Raw genomic sequence first — 13248 nt, forward strand, 5'->3', positions numbered from 1 at the left:
CACTTTACGGGTGACGGTTGCGCACTAAACCCGCAAAATGCAACGATTCCGGCAATTATCGACGACGCTGCCACGAGCATCGTCGCCAAAGCCATCGTTCCAATCAGACTGGGCCTGCTGACTCTATGCGAATGCGCCTTATGTTACTGGGCGGCGGAAATGCCCTTGGGCAGGCGCTGATTCGCCTCGGTGCGGAGGAAGACATCGGTTTCCTCGCCCCCCGCCCGCCCGAAGACGGCTGGGATGCCGCGAGCCTGACCCAATTGCTCGACGACACCCGTCCCGATGCATTGATCAACCTTGCCTACTATTTCGACTGGTTCCAGGCCGAGGCCGTCAGCGAAAGCCGTCTGGCCGGACAGGAACGCGCGATCGAGCGTCTGGCCGAACTGTGCCAGCACCACAACATCGTGCTGGTGCAGCCGTCCAGTTATCGGGTGTTCGACGGTTCTCGTGCCACTGCCTACAGCGAAAAGGACGAGCCAGTGCCGCTGGGCCTGCGCGGTCAGGCGCTGTGGCGGATCGAGCAGAGCGTACGTGCCACCTGTCCGCAACACGTGCTGCTGCGCTTCGGCTGGCTGCTCGACGACAGCCCGGAGGGGATCCTCGGGCGCTTCCTGGCCCGTGCCGAACAGCCTGAAGAACTGCTGCTGGCCGATGACCGCCGTGGCAATCCGACACCGGTCGACGATGCGGCGCGGGTGATCATTTCGGTGCTCAAGCAACTCGATTGCGCCGCGCCGCTGTGGGGCACTTACCACTACGCCGGCCACGAGGCGACCACGCCGCTGGCACTGGGCCAGGCGATTCTCTCCGAGGCGCGCAGTCTGCACCCGCTGGCCATCGAAGCGCCGACCGCCCAGGCCCACGCCGCGCGGCCGGATGCCGCTGAAGAACCGCAACACGCGGTGCTCGCCTGCAAGAAAATTCTGCACACTTTCGGGATCAAGCCGCGCGCCTGGCGTGCCGCGCTCCCGGGCTTACTGGATAGGTTTTATCGTCATGGCTGAAGGCCCTGTTCTCATCACCGGCGGCGCCGGTTTCATCGGCTCGCACCTGACTGACGCGCTGCTTGCCAAGGGCCATTCGGTGCGGATCCTCGATGATCTGTCGACCGGCAAGCGCAGCAATCTGCCGCTGGATAATCCCAGGGTCGAACTGATCGTCGGCGATGTGGCCGATGCTGCTCTGGTCGCACAGGCAATGCAGGGTTGCAGCGCGGTCGCCCATCTGGCCGCCGTAGCGTCGGTGCAGGCGTCGGTGGATGATCCGGTGAAAACCCACCAGAGCAATTTCATCGGCACGCTGAACGTCTGCGAAGCCATGCGCGAGGCTGGCGTGAAACGTGTGCTGTACGCATCCAGTGCGGCGGTCTACGGCAACAATGGCGAAGGCGAGTCGATTGACGAAGACACGCCCAAGGCGCCGTTGACGCCTTACGCGTCGGACAAACTGGCCGGCGAGCAGTACTTCGATTTCTACCGTCGCCAGCACGGTCTGGAACCGGCGATCTTCCGCTTCTTCAACATCTTCGGCCCGCGTCAGGATCCGTCCTCGCCGTACTCCGGGGTGATCAGCATTTTCAGCGAACGCGCGCAGAAAGGCCTGCCGATCACTGTGTTCGGCGATGGCGAGCAGACCCGGGATTTCATGTACGTCGAAGATCTGGTCGACGTGCTGGTGCAGGCGATCGAAAAGCCGCGAGTGGACGTCGGTGCGGTGAACGTCGGCTGGAATCAGGCGACCAATCTCAAGCAGATGCTGGCCGCGCTCGAAGCGGTGGTCGGCGAGTTGCCGCCCGTCAGCTACGGCCCGGCGCGCTCCGGTGACATCCGTCATTCGCGGGCGAACAACAGTCGGTTGCTTGAGCGATTCAAATGCCCGGCGCCAACACCGATGAACGTCGGCCTGGCCCGTCTGCTCGGCCGCTGAGCTTCTTGCGGACATGAAAAAGGCGCCTTTTGACAGGCGCCTTTTTCACGGCCGGAATTCGGCTTTCAAACCGGTTTCCTGTAGCGAGGGAGCTTGCTCCCCGGTCGATGGCGTAACATCGCCGCCAGTTCTGAGCTGCCCGCCACCAAGCCTCATTCACCACCACGTGAACGTTCTTTAGAACTTGTAGCCTAGACCAACCATGTAGATGAAGGGATCAACGTCCACATTCACCCGTGCACGGGTGCCCGGGGCCACGGCGTTGTTTTCGACGGTGGCGCGGGTATCGATGTCGATGTAGCGCACCTGGGCGTTGAGCATGATGTTGTCGGTCAGCATGTAGTCGGCGCCGACCTGCCAGGCCAGGCCCCAGGAGTTTTTCGCCTTGAAGTTGCTGAAACCGTTGGACTGGGCTTCGCTGCCGACGTGCTCGTCGTAGATCCAGGTGTAGTTGATGCCGCCGCCGATGTACGGCTGGAACGGCGACTTCGCGTCCAGCGGGTAGTAGACGACGCTCAGGGTCGGCGGCAGGTGTTTCAGGGTGCCGAGCTTGCCGTTGGCGGCTGGCAGGGCAGTGCCCTTGAGCTTCACGTCATGTTCGAACGGGGACGCGGCCAACAGCTCGATACCGATGTTGTTGGTCAGCATGTAGGCGAAGTTCAGACCCAGTTGGGTGTCGCTGCTCATGGTCGCCTTGCCGCCCAGGTTGGTGCCGCTCAACGGACCCTGATCGACCTTGACGCTGGAGCTGTCGGCCTTCGGGTTGACGGTGATCGCACCGGCACGAACGATGATGTCGCCGGCTTCGTGGGCGTGGGCGAGCGGGGCTGCGAGCGCGAGGGCAAACAGCGAGGCGCTGAGCAAGGACTTGTTCATGGAAGCTCCCAAAGGACGTTAAAAATGTTTGATGTCCTATGGTACGAATCCGTCTGATACGGTCTTTTGACTCAGCTCAATGAAACAGTGATGGGCAGTTTTTTTGTGGAACCTTTGCTCGCAAAGCCAGTGGAGAGGGCTATAACTGACTGCCGGACTTACTCCGGCAGCTCGTACACATAAATCTTGTCCGCTTCCATCTGATACCCGGCGTCTGCCAGTTCGCTGGTGGACTGCTTGACCTGCAACGGCCCCTCGACCCAGTACGGCTGATACAGCTCGTCGAGCTTCACGCCGAGTTCGCTTTTTACGTGCACGATCTGGTTCGACGGTGGCGGCGGCACGTGGATGCAGGCGCCGAAGTACGGCACCAGCAGGAAGTCCGTGGTGCGACCTTCCTCGCTGACTTCCAGCGGCACGATGTAACCCGGCAGGCGAATGTTCTGGCCGTCGAGGCTTTGCACCACGGGGGCGTTGGGCATGTCCTGCTTGGCCGCTGGCGCGGACTCGGCAGACAGTGCATCGCTCATCTTCGAGAGGTCGTGCAGCGGCGTCATGTTCGGCACTTCCGGCGCCGCGTCCGGCGGGATCATCTCCGACCAGGTCAGGTCTTTCGGCGCCGCCGCCCACACGGGCAGGGCGACCAGCAACAGCAGCGCAAGCACGGCGCGGGGCATGGTGAACATCCTCATAAACGGATCGACAGGCCATCGGCCAGGGATTGGCGATACGCGCGCCAGGCCGGCACGCTGCCCATCAGCAGCGCGGCAGCCAGAATGCCACCGAGCAGCGTCCATTCATACTCGCTTGGCCAGGCCAGCGGCAGATACAGCCCGTAATTGGCCTGCACATAACCTTGTGCCGCAGCGATGCCGAGGTACAGCAACGCCAGCCCGGCGATCACCCCGGTCAATGCCAGCGCAAAGGCTTCCAGCACCAGCAGGCTCGCGATATGCCACGGCCGCGCGCCCACCGAACGCAGGATCGCCATCTCGCGGCGGCGTTCGTTGAGGCTGGTGAGAATCGCCGTGAGCATGCCGATCAACCCGGTCAGCACCACGAACAGCGAGACCACGAACAGCGCTTTTTCGGCGGTGCTCATCAGGCTCCACAACTCCTGCAAGGCCACACCCGGCAGGATCGCCAGCATCGGCTCGCCACGGAATTCGTTGATCTCCCGTTGCAGGGCGAAGGTCGAAATCTTGCTGTTGAGGCCGAGCATGAACGCAGTGATCGCTTGCGGCGTCAGGTCCATGTTGCGCGCCTGATCGGCGCTGATCCGGCCGTTGCCACGGGCCGGCACACCGTTGTGCCAGTCGATGTGGATCGCCTCCATGCCGCCGAGGCTGATGTGCAACGTGCGATCCACCGGGGTGCCGGTGCGCTTGAGAATGCCGACCACGGTGAACGGCTTGTCATCGTGCTTGACCAGACTGATCGCCGCCACGCCATGGGCCAGCACCAGTTTGTCGCCGAGCTTGTAGTGCAGCGCCTCGGCCACTTCGGCACCGAGCACCACTTCGAACGGATCGGTGGCGAAGGCGCGGCCGTCCGCCAGTTCCAGGTGCTTCTGGCGACCGTACTGGTAATGCTCGAAATAGGCTTCGGTGGTGCCCATCACCCGGTAGCCGCGATGGGAATCGCCGAGGGACATCGGGATCGCCCACTTCACCTTCGGGTTGCTGGCGAAGTGTTCGAAGCTGTCCCAGCGAATGTTGTTGGTGGCGTTGCCGATGCGGAATACCGAGTACAGCAACAGGTTCACCGAACCGGAACGGGCGCCGACGATCAGGTCGGTGCCGCTGATGGTGCTGGCGAAACTGGCCTTGGCTTCGGTGCGCACCCGCTCCACCGCCAGCAGCAGGCAGACGGAAAGCGCGATGGCGAAAGCGGTGAGCAGGGCGGTGAAACGCCGGTTGGCGAGGCTGGCCATGGCCAGACGGAACAGATACATCTCAAACCTCGGCAGACGTGGCGGCGCGATTGAGTTCGGCCAGGGACAGGTGACGGTCGAACAGCGGCGCCAGGCTCTGGTCGTGGCTGACGAACAACAGGCTCGAGCCGGCTTCGCGGCACTCGGCGAACAGCAGGCGAATGAAGTTTTCCCGGGCGTCGTAATCCAGCGCCGAGGTCGGTTCGTCGGCGATCACCAGTTCCGGTTGACCGATCAACGCACGGGCCGCAGCGACCCGCTGTTGCTGACCGATCGACAGCGAATCGGCGCGGCGACTCAGGATGCTTTCGTCCTTCAGACCCAGGTGGGCGAGCAAGGTGGCGGCGGCCTGATCGACGCTGCCGTGACGCTGCTTCGCACGTTCGGCACGCAGCTTCGAGAAGTGGCACGGCAGCTCGACGTTCTCGCGCACCGAGAGAAACGGCAGCAGGTTGAACTGCTGGAAAATGTAGCCGGTGTGATCGACGCGAAAGCGATCACGGGCGCCGGCACCCAGTTCGGTCAGCTCCTGGCCGAGCAGGCGAATGCTGCCGCGGCCGGGTTTCTGCACCCCGCCGAGCAGGCCGAGCAGGGTGGTCTTGCCGCTGCCGCTGGGGCCCTTGAGGAACAGGGTTTCGCCGGCTTCCAGACGAAACGCCGGGATGTCCAGCAGCGGCGGGTGACCGGGCCAGTTGAAGCCCAGGTCGGACAGTTCGATGAGTGCTTGGGTCATGGCGCCGTTTCGTGTCAGAACTTCAGGGCGGCGGCCTTGGCCGTCACTTCCGTGCCTTGCTGGCCGCTCGGGCTGATCAGTTGTACCTGAATTTTCTGAGTGGCCGGGAAGGTATTGAACAGGTTCGCCAGATCCAGGGTTTTCAACGCACCCGGCGCCGCGCAGCTGAATTGGTAGTGGGCGTGGATTTCGCTGTGGTCGTGATGATGCTCGTGACCGTCCTTGCCGGCTTCCTCTTCGTCGTGGTCGTCGGCATCCGGTTTGTCGCCGAACAGCGGGCTTTCCAGTTCCTGGCTGGTGACCTTGCAACCGGCGGCGGCCGGCAGGCTGAACAGCGCCAGCGGTTTTTCCAGCTGAGCACGCGCGGCTGCGACCTTGGCCTTGTCGGCATCGCTGGTGGCGACGTGTTCGAAACCGACGAGGTTCATCGCCGGGCTTTCCAGCTCCAGCTCCAGGGTCTGGCCGTCGAGCGCGGCGTTCAGGCGACCGACGCCATGTTCGTGGGCACCGAGGCTGCCGTGCTCATGGTCGTGATCATGCTCATCGGCGGCATGGGCGATGGCCAGCGGCAACAGGGCAAACGGCAAAGCGAGCAGCAGACGACGCATGGCGGTCTCCGGGAAGTAAAGTGAAGAGTTTGTTATGTAATCTTATAACGAAAGTGCGCAGAGTTTGCCCCCCCGCTTGGCGTTACACAAGTCCCATGGGAGCATGCAGGTCAGAAATGTGCGGGAGCGAAGCTTATGTTGCGGATACGCGGAACCGTCGGCGAATTGCCGGTGGATTTGACCCTGGAACTGGATGAAAGCGACTGGGCGCGGCTCGGTGCGCAGTTTGGCGTGCAGGTGCAGACGGCCCAGCCGCAGACAGCAGCGGCGGCGCCGGTGGCGAAACCGGTGAATCAGGATGACGCGTTGTGGCAGGTCGCCAGGGATTTGTTGCGCAAGGCCGGGCAACTCAGCGGCCCGGAGTTGCTGGATCAGCTCGAAGGGCTGACCGGCAGCGCAGCGGCGGGCAAGCGCTTGCTGGTGCGCCTGCGTCATTCATCCGATGTGAAAGTGGCGAGCGGCGGGGACACGCCGCTCTACAGCTGGGTCGAGTAAGCGCTTAGTACAGCGCGGCAAACACCTTGCGCCGGTAAGCGGTCACCAGCGGGTGATCGTTGCCCAGCAGTTCGAACACTTGCAGCAAGGTCTTGTGCGGCAGGCCTTCGCCGTAGCTGCGGTTGCGGATGAACAGCTTGAGCAGCGCGTCCAGCGCCGCTTCGTATTGCTGACGGGCCAGTTGCTGGATCGCCAGTTGATACACCGCTTCGTCGTCCTGCGGGTTTTGCGCCAGACGGCTCTTCAGGTCGGCGGCGTCCGGCAGGTCGCGGGCCAGACCAAGGAACTTGATCTGCGCCTTGGCGCCGGCCAGTGCGGCTTTGTGCTCGTCGCTCTTGACCGCGTCGAGCACGGTTTGCGCTTCGCCCAGCTCACCGCGTTCGGTCAGGCAGCGAGCGTAGAGGATCAGCGCCTTGGCGTTGGTGTTGTCTTCGCCCAGCAGCGTAACCAGTGTCGCTTCCGCGTCGGCGTAACGGCCTTCATCGAACAGTGCCTGAGCCTGTTCGAACGGATCGGCGGCGGACGGCGCCGGCATCTGCACATGCGGTTCGAGCAGGGCGCGCACGGCGGATTCCGGTTGCGCACCGGCAAAGCCGTCCACCGGTTGACCGTCCTTGAACAGCACCACGGTCGGCAGGCTACGGATGCCGAAGCGGGCGACGATGTCCTGCTCGATATCGCAATTGACCTTGGCCAGCAGCAACTCGCCCTGATAGCTCTCGGCGATCCCTTGCAACATCGGCATCAGCGCCTTGCACGGTGCACACCATTCGGCCCAGAAATCCACCAGCACCGGTTTTTGAAAGGAAGCCTCGATCACCGACTGGTCGAAGTCGGCCGTCGTGGCGTCGAAGATGTACGGCGTTTGCTGACTCATGGGGTATCTCGTAAAAGCGTGAATGGGGCAACTATACGGTCAGGCGCGGGCCGCATGGTAGAGGCTGACATGGCGAAACTCTTCGGGCTCGGCCAGATCCGGCAGAGTCATGGCTTCGAGCATTTCGATGCGCCGGTACAACGGATGGCGGAAATCGCGAACCCGCGAATCCGCCACCAGCGCTTCGCGTCCACGGCTCAGGAAGGCGTCGAGCAGCGGCAGGTTTTCCCGGTCGTACAAGACGTCGGCCACCAGGATCAGATCGAAGCGATCCGCCTCGGCGAAGAAATCCGTGGAATAGCTCATCTGCACAGCATTGAGTTCGGCATTCGCCCGACAGGCGGCAATCGCCAGCGGATCCAGGTCGCAGGCCACCACCTCCAGCGCACCGGCTTTCACCGCGGCGATGCCGGCGATTCCGGAACCGGCGCCGAAATCCAGCACCCGTTTGCCCCGAACCCACTCGGGAAACTCCGCCAGATAGCGCGCCACCGCCAGACCGCTGGCCCAGCAGAAACTCCAGTACGGCGGTTCATGCAGGATTCGTTGGGTTTCCTCCTGGCTGAATTCGCGCGCCATGTTGTCGCCGTCGATCAGCCACAGCTGCAAATCGGTGTCCGGCAACGCACAGGCCTTCAGTCGGGCGTCGCCGAGCAACTCGCCCAGCGACTGTTGCAGGTCTAGCGGTGCATTCATGGTGCTTTGACAAATTGCAGCTGGCCCAGCGCCTGGGTGGTCGGCTGAGTGATGGTCTGCGACGGCAGGTGCAGGATCAACTGGCCGGACTGGCTGGCGCGGCCGCGCAATTCAACCCGCGCGCCAACCGGGAAGGATTCGGGGTTGAAGCGCAGGTGAAACGGCAGAATCTGGTTGTTGCCGATCAGGCTGGAACTGGCGAGCAATTGTTGCGGGCGATCCTTTTCGTCGATCACCAGCAGCGCCAGTTCGACTTCGGCGCCGGCCGGCACGCCTTGCAGGGTGCCGCTCAGTTCCCGTTGATACGCGGGCAGCGGGCCGAGGTCGGCGGCTTCCCGGGCTTTTTTCTGCGCCTGTTGCGGCGCCGGGCCCGGCGTGGGCGGCTGAGGCTTGGGCGCATCGCTGCCACAGGCAACCAGCAGGCTGAAAACACTGAGCAAAACGAGCGGTCGTAGGGACATTGGCGGCTCCAGCAAAATGAAATCCATGGATCAAACGATCATGGCAGTCTGTATACCGCAAAGCCTATGGCTTGTCTTGCCACCGGGATGCGCTACCATGGCCCTCCCTTTTTTTGTTGCCAGCCACCATGCACTGTCCCTTCTGCGGTGCCAACGACACCAAGGTCATCGACTCGCGTCTGGTCGCCGAGGGCGAACAGGTGCGCCGCCGGCGTGAATGCCTGGCCTGCGGCGAACGTTTCACGACGTTCGAGACGGCCGAACTGGTGTTGCCGCGCCTGATCAAAACCGACGGCAGCCGCCAACCGTTCGACGAAGAAAAACTCCGCGCCGGCATGCAGCGCGCCCTGGAGAAACGTCCGGTGAGCGTCGAGCGCCTCGAATCCTCTCTGGTCCATATCAAACACAAGCTGCGTGCCACCGGCGAGCGCGAGGTCAAGTCCCTCGTGGTCGGCGAACTGGTGATGGCCGAGCTGCAGAAGCTCGATGAAGTGGCCTACATCCGTTTCGCTTCCGTGTACCGCCGCTTCCAGGACCTCAACGAATTTCGCGAAGAGATCGACCGCCTCGCCCGTGAACCGGTGAAAGAATGACCGCCGCCGCCGAGCAGGCCATCCTCGACGCCCACTTCATGGCCCGGGCCCTGGAGCTGGCGCGCAAGGGGCATTACACGACGCATCCCAATCCACGGGTTGGCTGCGTGATCGTGCGCGACGGGCAGATTGTCGGCGAAGGCTGGCATGAACGCGCCGGCGAACCCCACGCCGAAGTCCACGCCCTGCGCGCCGCCGGTGAACGGGCCCGGGGCGCCACGGCTTACGTCACCCTCGAACCTTGCAGCCACCACGGCCGTACGCCGCCGTGCGCCGATGCGCTGGTGAATGCCGGTGTCGGTCGGGTGGTCGCGGCGATGCGTGATCCGAATCCACAAGTCGCCGGACGCGGTCTGCAGCGCTTGAGCGATGCCGGCATCGCCAGCGCAAGCGGCGTGCTGGAAACTGAGGCGCGCAAGCTCAATCAAGGTTTTCTGAAGCGCATGGAACATGGCTTGCCGTTCGTGCGGGTGAAGTTGGCCATGAGTCTCGATGGCCGCACAGCGATGGAAAGCGGCGAGAGCCAATGGATCACCGGCCCTGCCGCGCGTTCGGCAGTGCAGCGTCTGCGCGCCCAGGCCAGCGTGGTGCTGACCGGCGCCGACACGGTGCTGGCCGATGGCGCACGCCTGACCGTTCGCGGCGATGAGCTGGGGCTGGATGCCGAACAAACCGCGCTCGCCCTGAGCCGTCCGCCGCTGCGGGTGCTGATCGACGGGCGTCTGCGGGTGCCGCTGGATGCGCCGTTCTTCAAGGCCGGTCCGGCGCTGGTTGCCACCTGCGTGGCCATCGAAGAACAGTACGCCCACGGCCCGGAATGCCTGATCGTGCCGGGCGATGACGGTCAGGTCGATCTGCATCAATTGCTGATCGAACTGGCCAACCGTGGCGTCAACGAAGTGCTGGTCGAGGCCGGTCCGCGACTGGCCGGCGCGTTTGCCCAGCTCGGTCTGGTCGACGAGTTCGTGATCTTCATTGCCGGCAAGTTCCTCGGCTCCACGGCGCGTCCGCTTCTGGACTGGCCGCTGGCCTATATGAAGGATGCGCCGGAGCTGAAAATCACTGAAATTCGCGCGGTTGGCGATGACTGGCGAGTCACTGCAATCCCTGTCTCATCGGCGAGCGTATAATTCCCGGCCATCGCGTTAGCGCTGGCTTCGTTCTCAAGGAGAACCCCATGTTTACCGGCATCATCGAATCCATCGGCAGTATCCGCGCACTGACCCCAAAGGGCGGTGATGTGCGGGTGCATGTCGAAACCGGCAAGCTCGACCTGAGCGACGTCAAACTCGGCGACAGCATCGCGGTCAACGGCGTGTGCCTGACCGCGGTTGAACTGCCGGGCAACGGCTTCGCCGCCGACGTCAGTCGCGAAACCCTCGACTGCACCGCCATGAATGACCTGAAAAGCGGCAGCCCGGTCAACCTGGAAAAAGCCCTGACCCCGACCACCCGTCTCGGCGGCCATCTGGTCAGCGGTCACGTCGACGGTGTCGGCGAAGTGGTATCGCGCAGTGACAATGCCCGCGCCGTGGAATTTCGCATCCGCGCGCCGAAAGAGCTGGCCAAGTACATCGCCCACAAAGGCTCGATCACCGTCGACGGCACCAGCCTGACCGTGAATGCGGTCGATGGCGCCGAATTCCTGCTGACGATCATTCCGCACACCCTGAGCGAAACCATCATGGCGTCCTACAAGCCAGGTCGCCGGGTGAATCTGGAGGTCGACTTGCTGGCGCGTTATCTGGAGCGTCTGCTTCTGGGCGACAGGGCCGCTGAGCCTGACTCTTCACAAAAGCCTGGCGGTGGCATCACTGAAAGCTTTCTGACCGCCAACGGCTACCTCAAATCCTGACTGAAGGGGGTGCCTTGTGGCGCTCAATAGCATCGAAGAACTGGTTGAAGACATCCGCCAAGGCAAGATGGTCATCCTCATGGATGACGAAGACCGCGAAAACGAAGGCGACCTGATCATGGCCGCCGAATGCTGCAAGGCCGAGCACATCAACTTCATGGCCAAGCACGCCCGTGGCCTGATCTGCATGCCGATGAGCCGCGAGCGCTGCGAAACCCTGAAGCTGCCGCTGATGGCTCCGCGCAACGGTTCCGGTTTCGGCACCAAGTTCACCGTCTCGATCGAAGCCGCCGAAGGCGTGACCACCGGCATTTCCGCCGCTGACCGTGCGCGCACCGTGCAAGCGGCCGCTGCGAAAGACGCGAAAGCCGAAGACATCGTCAGCCCGGGCCACATTTTCCCGCTGATGGCTCAGGCCGGTGGCACCCTGGCCCGCGCCGGTCACACCGAAGCCGCCTGCGACCTGGCGCGCATGGCCGGTTTCGAGCCGAGCGGTGTGATCTGCGAAGTGATGAACGACGACGGCACCATGTCCCGTCGCGCCGAGCTGGAAGCCTTCGCGGCCGAACACGACATCAAGATCGGCACCATCGCCGACCTGATTCACTACCGGATGATCCACGAACGTACCGTTCAGCGGATTGCCGAGCAGCCGCTGGACAGCGAACTGGGCCAATTCAACCTGGTGACCTATCGTGATTCCGTGGAAGGCGACGTGCACATGGCACTGACCCTGGGCACCGTTTGCGCCGAAGAACCGACCCTGGTTCGCGTGCACAACATGGACCCGCTGCGTGACCTGCTGATGGTCAAACAACCGGGCCGCTGGAGCCTGCGCGCCGCCATGGCTGCGGTTGCCGAGGCCGGCAGCGGTGTGGTGCTGTTGCTCGGTCACCCACTGGATGGCGACGTGTTGCTGGCGCACATCCGCGAAACCGGCGATCAGGCGGCGGTGAAAAAACCGACCACCTACAGCATCGTTGGTGCCGGTTCGCAGATCCTGCGTGACCTCGGCGTGCGCAAAATGCGACTGATGTCGGCGCCGATGAAGTTCAATGCAATATCCGGTTTCGATCTGGAAGTTGTAGAATACGTGCCCTCCGAATAATGACCGGTTGTTTCCGGCTCCGAATTCGCGGCAAATAAATCACTGAGGGACGCGAAACAGACGCGTCCCGGCTCTTTAAGAGATCTGACGAATGACCCTGAAGACCATCGAAGGTACCTTCATCGCCCCTAAAGGCCGCTACGCTTTGGTAGTGGGCCGCTTCAACAGCTTCGTGGTTGAAAGCCTGGTCAGCGGTGCAGTTGATGCCCTGGTTCGCCACGGCGTGAGCGAAAGCGACATCACCATCATCCGCGCACCTGGCGCCTTCGAAATCCCGCTGGTTGCGCAGAAAGTCGCCCAGAAAGGCGAGTTCGCAGCAATCATCGCCCTGGGCGCGGTCATTCGTGGCGGTACTCCGCACTTCGAATACGTAGCGGGCGAGTGCACCAAGGGCCTGGCCCAGGTGTCCATGGAATTCGGCGTACCGGTCGCTTTCGGCGTCCTGACCGTTGATTCCATCGAGCAAGCCATCGAACGTTCCGGCACCAAGGCCGGCAACAAAGGTGCTGAAGCTGCCCTGTCCGCTCTGGAAATGGTCAGCCTGCTGGCGCAGTTGGAGGCCAAGTGATTAGCGACGAAAGCGATCGTTTCAACCCGCGCGATCCGAAACCTGCGGATGCCGGCAAGCCATCGAAAAGCGCCAAGCGCCGCGAAGCCCGTCAGCTCGCGACCCAGGCCCTGTATCAGTGGCACATGGCTCGGCAGTCGTTGAACGAGATCGAAGCGCAGTTCCGGGTCGATAACGATTTCACCGATGTCGACGGGGCTTACTTCCGCGAAATCCTGCACGGGGTTCCGCAGTTCAAGACCGAAATCGACACCGCGCTCACGCCTTGCCTGGACCTGGCGATCGAAGAGCTGGACCCGGTTGAACTGGCCGTTCTGCGCCTGTCCACCTGGGAACTGCTCAAGCGCGTCGACGTGCCGTACCGCGTTGTGATCAACGAAGGTATCGAACTGGCCAAGGTGTTCGGTTCGACCGACGGCCACAAGTTCGTCAACGGCGTGCTCGACAAGCTGGCTCCGCGCCTGCGTGAAGCTGAAGTGAAGGCGTTCAAGCGCTGATCCGCGCTTGAATACT

General features: G+C 63.0%; 17 protein-coding genes. 9 read left to right on the forward strand and 8 right to left on the reverse strand.

Annotated features, from left to right (window positions below; all coding sequences use genetic code 11):
* Nucleotides 1-125 precede the first annotated feature (125 nt).
* Together AC07XZ_RS06890 and AC07XZ_RS06895 are read left to right on the forward strand one after the other, a co-directional pair.
* On the forward strand, nucleotides 126-1010 hold the full coding sequence (locus AC07XZ_RS06890; protein WP_011336149.1) for a sugar nucleotide-binding protein: 885 nt from the start codon (nucleotides 126-128) through the stop codon (nucleotides 1008-1010).
* Entirely contained in the window at nucleotides 1003-1932 is a 930-nt protein-coding gene (locus AC07XZ_RS06895; protein ID WP_102686397.1) for an NAD-dependent epimerase/dehydratase family protein, read from the forward strand. The genes AC07XZ_RS06890 and AC07XZ_RS06895 overlap by 8 nt, the downstream gene beginning before the upstream one ends.
* A gap of 177 nt (nucleotides 1933-2109) precedes the next feature.
* On the opposite strand, the gene AC07XZ_RS06900 is transcribed toward AC07XZ_RS06895, so the two are convergent.
* The 5 genes from AC07XZ_RS06900 to AC07XZ_RS06920 all read right to left on the reverse strand — a co-directional run bounded on the left by AC07XZ_RS06900 (nucleotide 2110) and on the right by AC07XZ_RS06920 (nucleotide 6082).
* Complete coding sequence (locus tag AC07XZ_RS06900; protein WP_074691639.1) at nucleotides 2110-2808, reverse strand: OmpW/AlkL family protein; 699 nt, start codon at nucleotides 2806-2808, stop codon at nucleotides 2110-2112.
* Between the two features lie 158 nt (nucleotides 2809-2966).
* Nucleotides 2967-3485 (reverse strand): DUF3299 domain-containing protein, encoded by a 519-nt coding sequence (locus AC07XZ_RS06905; protein ID WP_064384123.1) that lies wholly within the window; start codon nucleotides 3483-3485, stop codon nucleotides 2967-2969.
* Between the two features lie 11 nt (nucleotides 3486-3496).
* The gene (locus AC07XZ_RS06910; RefSeq protein ID WP_102686396.1) at nucleotides 3497-4762 is read right to left on the reverse strand and encodes an ABC transporter permease; all 1266 of its coding nucleotides are present in this window, start codon (nucleotides 4760-4762) and stop codon (nucleotides 3497-3499) included.
* 1 nt (nucleotide 4763) lies between these two features.
* Nucleotides 4764-5474 (reverse strand): ABC transporter ATP-binding protein, encoded by a 711-nt coding sequence (locus tag AC07XZ_RS06915; protein WP_007955587.1) that lies wholly within the window; start codon nucleotides 5472-5474, stop codon nucleotides 4764-4766.
* A gap of 14 nt (nucleotides 5475-5488) precedes the next feature.
* Nucleotides 5489-6082, reverse strand: coding sequence for a DUF2796 domain-containing protein (locus tag AC07XZ_RS06920; RefSeq protein ID WP_007955585.1), 594 nt, complete (start codon nucleotides 6080-6082; stop codon nucleotides 5489-5491).
* Between the two features lie 135 nt (nucleotides 6083-6217).
* Between AC07XZ_RS06920 and AC07XZ_RS06925 the strand changes: the two genes are divergently transcribed.
* A complete protein-coding gene (locus AC07XZ_RS06925) occupies nucleotides 6218-6577 on the forward strand; it encodes a hypothetical protein (protein WP_102686395.1) in 360 nt (119 codons plus the stop codon).
* Between the two features lie 4 nt (nucleotides 6578-6581).
* Here AC07XZ_RS06925 and trxA read toward each other — a convergent pair whose 3' ends face one another.
* From trxA to AC07XZ_RS06940, 3 genes are read right to left on the reverse strand one after another with little or no spacing between them, the layout of a single operon-like run.
* Nucleotides 6582-7454 carry a thioredoxin gene (gene trxA / locus AC07XZ_RS06930; protein ID WP_007955581.1) on the reverse strand — a complete coding sequence of 291 codons (873 nt, stop codon included), beginning with the start codon at nucleotides 7452-7454 and terminating at the stop codon, nucleotides 6582-6584.
* A gap of 39 nt (nucleotides 7455-7493) precedes the next feature.
* The gene (locus AC07XZ_RS06935; protein WP_102686394.1) at nucleotides 7494-8150 is read right to left on the reverse strand and encodes a class I SAM-dependent methyltransferase; all 657 of its coding nucleotides are present in this window, start codon (nucleotides 8148-8150) and stop codon (nucleotides 7494-7496) included.
* On the reverse strand, nucleotides 8147-8611 hold the full coding sequence (locus AC07XZ_RS06940) for a YbaY family lipoprotein (protein WP_011336139.1): 465 nt from the start codon (nucleotides 8609-8611) through the stop codon (nucleotides 8147-8149). Before AC07XZ_RS06940 ends, AC07XZ_RS06935 begins: the two co-directional genes overlap by 4 nt.
* 128 nt (nucleotides 8612-8739) lie before the next feature.
* Here AC07XZ_RS06940 and nrdR point away from each other — a divergent pair, with 128 nt between their 5' ends.
* From nrdR to nusB, 6 genes are all read left to right on the forward strand, one after another.
* Complete coding sequence (gene nrdR / locus AC07XZ_RS06945; RefSeq protein ID WP_003228656.1) at nucleotides 8740-9204, forward strand: transcriptional regulator NrdR; 465 nt, start codon at nucleotides 8740-8742, stop codon at nucleotides 9202-9204.
* Nucleotides 9201-10334, forward strand: a complete 1134-nt coding sequence (gene ribD, locus AC07XZ_RS06950) for a bifunctional diaminohydroxyphosphoribosylaminopyrimidine deaminase/5-amino-6-(5-phosphoribosylamino)uracil reductase RibD (protein WP_102686393.1) — start codon at nucleotides 9201-9203, stop codon at nucleotides 10332-10334. Before nrdR ends, ribD begins: the two co-directional genes overlap by 4 nt.
* Nucleotides 10335-10381: 47 nt before the next feature.
* Nucleotides 10382-11059 (forward strand): riboflavin synthase, encoded by a 678-nt coding sequence (locus AC07XZ_RS06955; RefSeq protein WP_102686392.1) that lies wholly within the window; start codon nucleotides 10382-10384, stop codon nucleotides 11057-11059.
* 16 nt (nucleotides 11060-11075) lie between these two features.
* The gene (gene ribBA, locus AC07XZ_RS06960; protein WP_007955569.1) at nucleotides 11076-12167 is read left to right on the forward strand and encodes a bifunctional 3,4-dihydroxy-2-butanone-4-phosphate synthase/GTP cyclohydrolase II; all 1092 of its coding nucleotides are present in this window, start codon (nucleotides 11076-11078) and stop codon (nucleotides 12165-12167) included.
* A 91-nt stretch (nucleotides 12168-12258) separates the two neighbouring features.
* A complete protein-coding gene (gene ribH / locus AC07XZ_RS06965; RefSeq protein WP_003228649.1) occupies nucleotides 12259-12735 on the forward strand; it encodes a 6,7-dimethyl-8-ribityllumazine synthase in 477 nt (158 codons plus the stop codon).
* Nucleotides 12732-13232 (forward strand): transcription antitermination factor NusB, encoded by a 501-nt coding sequence (nusB, locus tag AC07XZ_RS06970; protein WP_024014489.1) that lies wholly within the window; start codon nucleotides 12732-12734, stop codon nucleotides 13230-13232. Before ribH ends, nusB begins: the two co-directional genes overlap by 4 nt.
* Nucleotides 13233-13248: the final 16 nt, after the last annotated feature.

The organism is Pseudomonas sp. GW458-11-26-14-LB4, assembly GCF_059423925.1.

Coding starts and splice junctions, on each gene's coding strand:
- AC07XZ_RS06900 (WP_074691639.1), bottom strand. CDS start 2,808: ATGAACAAGTCCTTGCTCAGCGCCTCGCTGTTTGCCCTCGCGCTCGCA.
- AC07XZ_RS06940 (WP_011336139.1), bottom strand. CDS start 8,611: ATGTCCCTACGACCGCTCGTTTTGCTCAGTGTTTTCAGCCTGCTGGTT.
- AC07XZ_RS06920 (WP_007955585.1), bottom strand. CDS start 6,082: ATGCGTCGTCTGCTGCTCGCTTTGCCGTTTGCCCTGTTGCCGCTGGCC.
- AC07XZ_RS06915 (WP_007955587.1), bottom strand. CDS start 5,474: ATGACCCAAGCACTCATCGAACTGTCCGACCTGGGCTTCAACTGGCCC.
- AC07XZ_RS06905 (WP_064384123.1), bottom strand. CDS start 3,485: ATGCCCCGCGCCGTGCTTGCGCTGCTGTTGCTGGTCGCCCTGCCCGTG.
- ribH (WP_003228649.1), top strand. CDS start 12,259: ATGACCCTGAAGACCATCGAAGGTACCTTCATCGCCCCTAAAGGCCGC.
- AC07XZ_RS06890 (WP_011336149.1), top strand. CDS start 126: ATGCGAATGCGCCTTATGTTACTGGGCGGCGGAAATGCCCTTGGGCAG.
- AC07XZ_RS06935 (WP_102686394.1), bottom strand. CDS start 8,150: ATGAATGCACCGCTAGACCTGCAACAGTCGCTGGGCGAGTTGCTCGGC.
- AC07XZ_RS06910 (WP_102686396.1), bottom strand. CDS start 4,762: ATGTATCTGTTCCGTCTGGCCATGGCCAGCCTCGCCAACCGGCGTTTC.
- nrdR (WP_003228656.1), top strand. CDS start 8,740: ATGCACTGTCCCTTCTGCGGTGCCAACGACACCAAGGTCATCGACTCG.
- trxA (WP_007955581.1), bottom strand. CDS start 7,454: ATGAGTCAGCAAACGCCGTACATCTTCGACGCCACGACGGCCGACTTC.
- AC07XZ_RS06925 (WP_102686395.1), top strand. CDS start 6,218: ATGTTGCGGATACGCGGAACCGTCGGCGAATTGCCGGTGGATTTGACC.
- AC07XZ_RS06955 (WP_102686392.1), top strand. CDS start 10,382: ATGTTTACCGGCATCATCGAATCCATCGGCAGTATCCGCGCACTGACC.
- ribD (WP_102686393.1), top strand. CDS start 9,201: ATGACCGCCGCCGCCGAGCAGGCCATCCTCGACGCCCACTTCATGGCC.
- AC07XZ_RS06895 (WP_102686397.1), top strand. CDS start 1,003: ATGGCTGAAGGCCCTGTTCTCATCACCGGCGGCGCCGGTTTCATCGGC.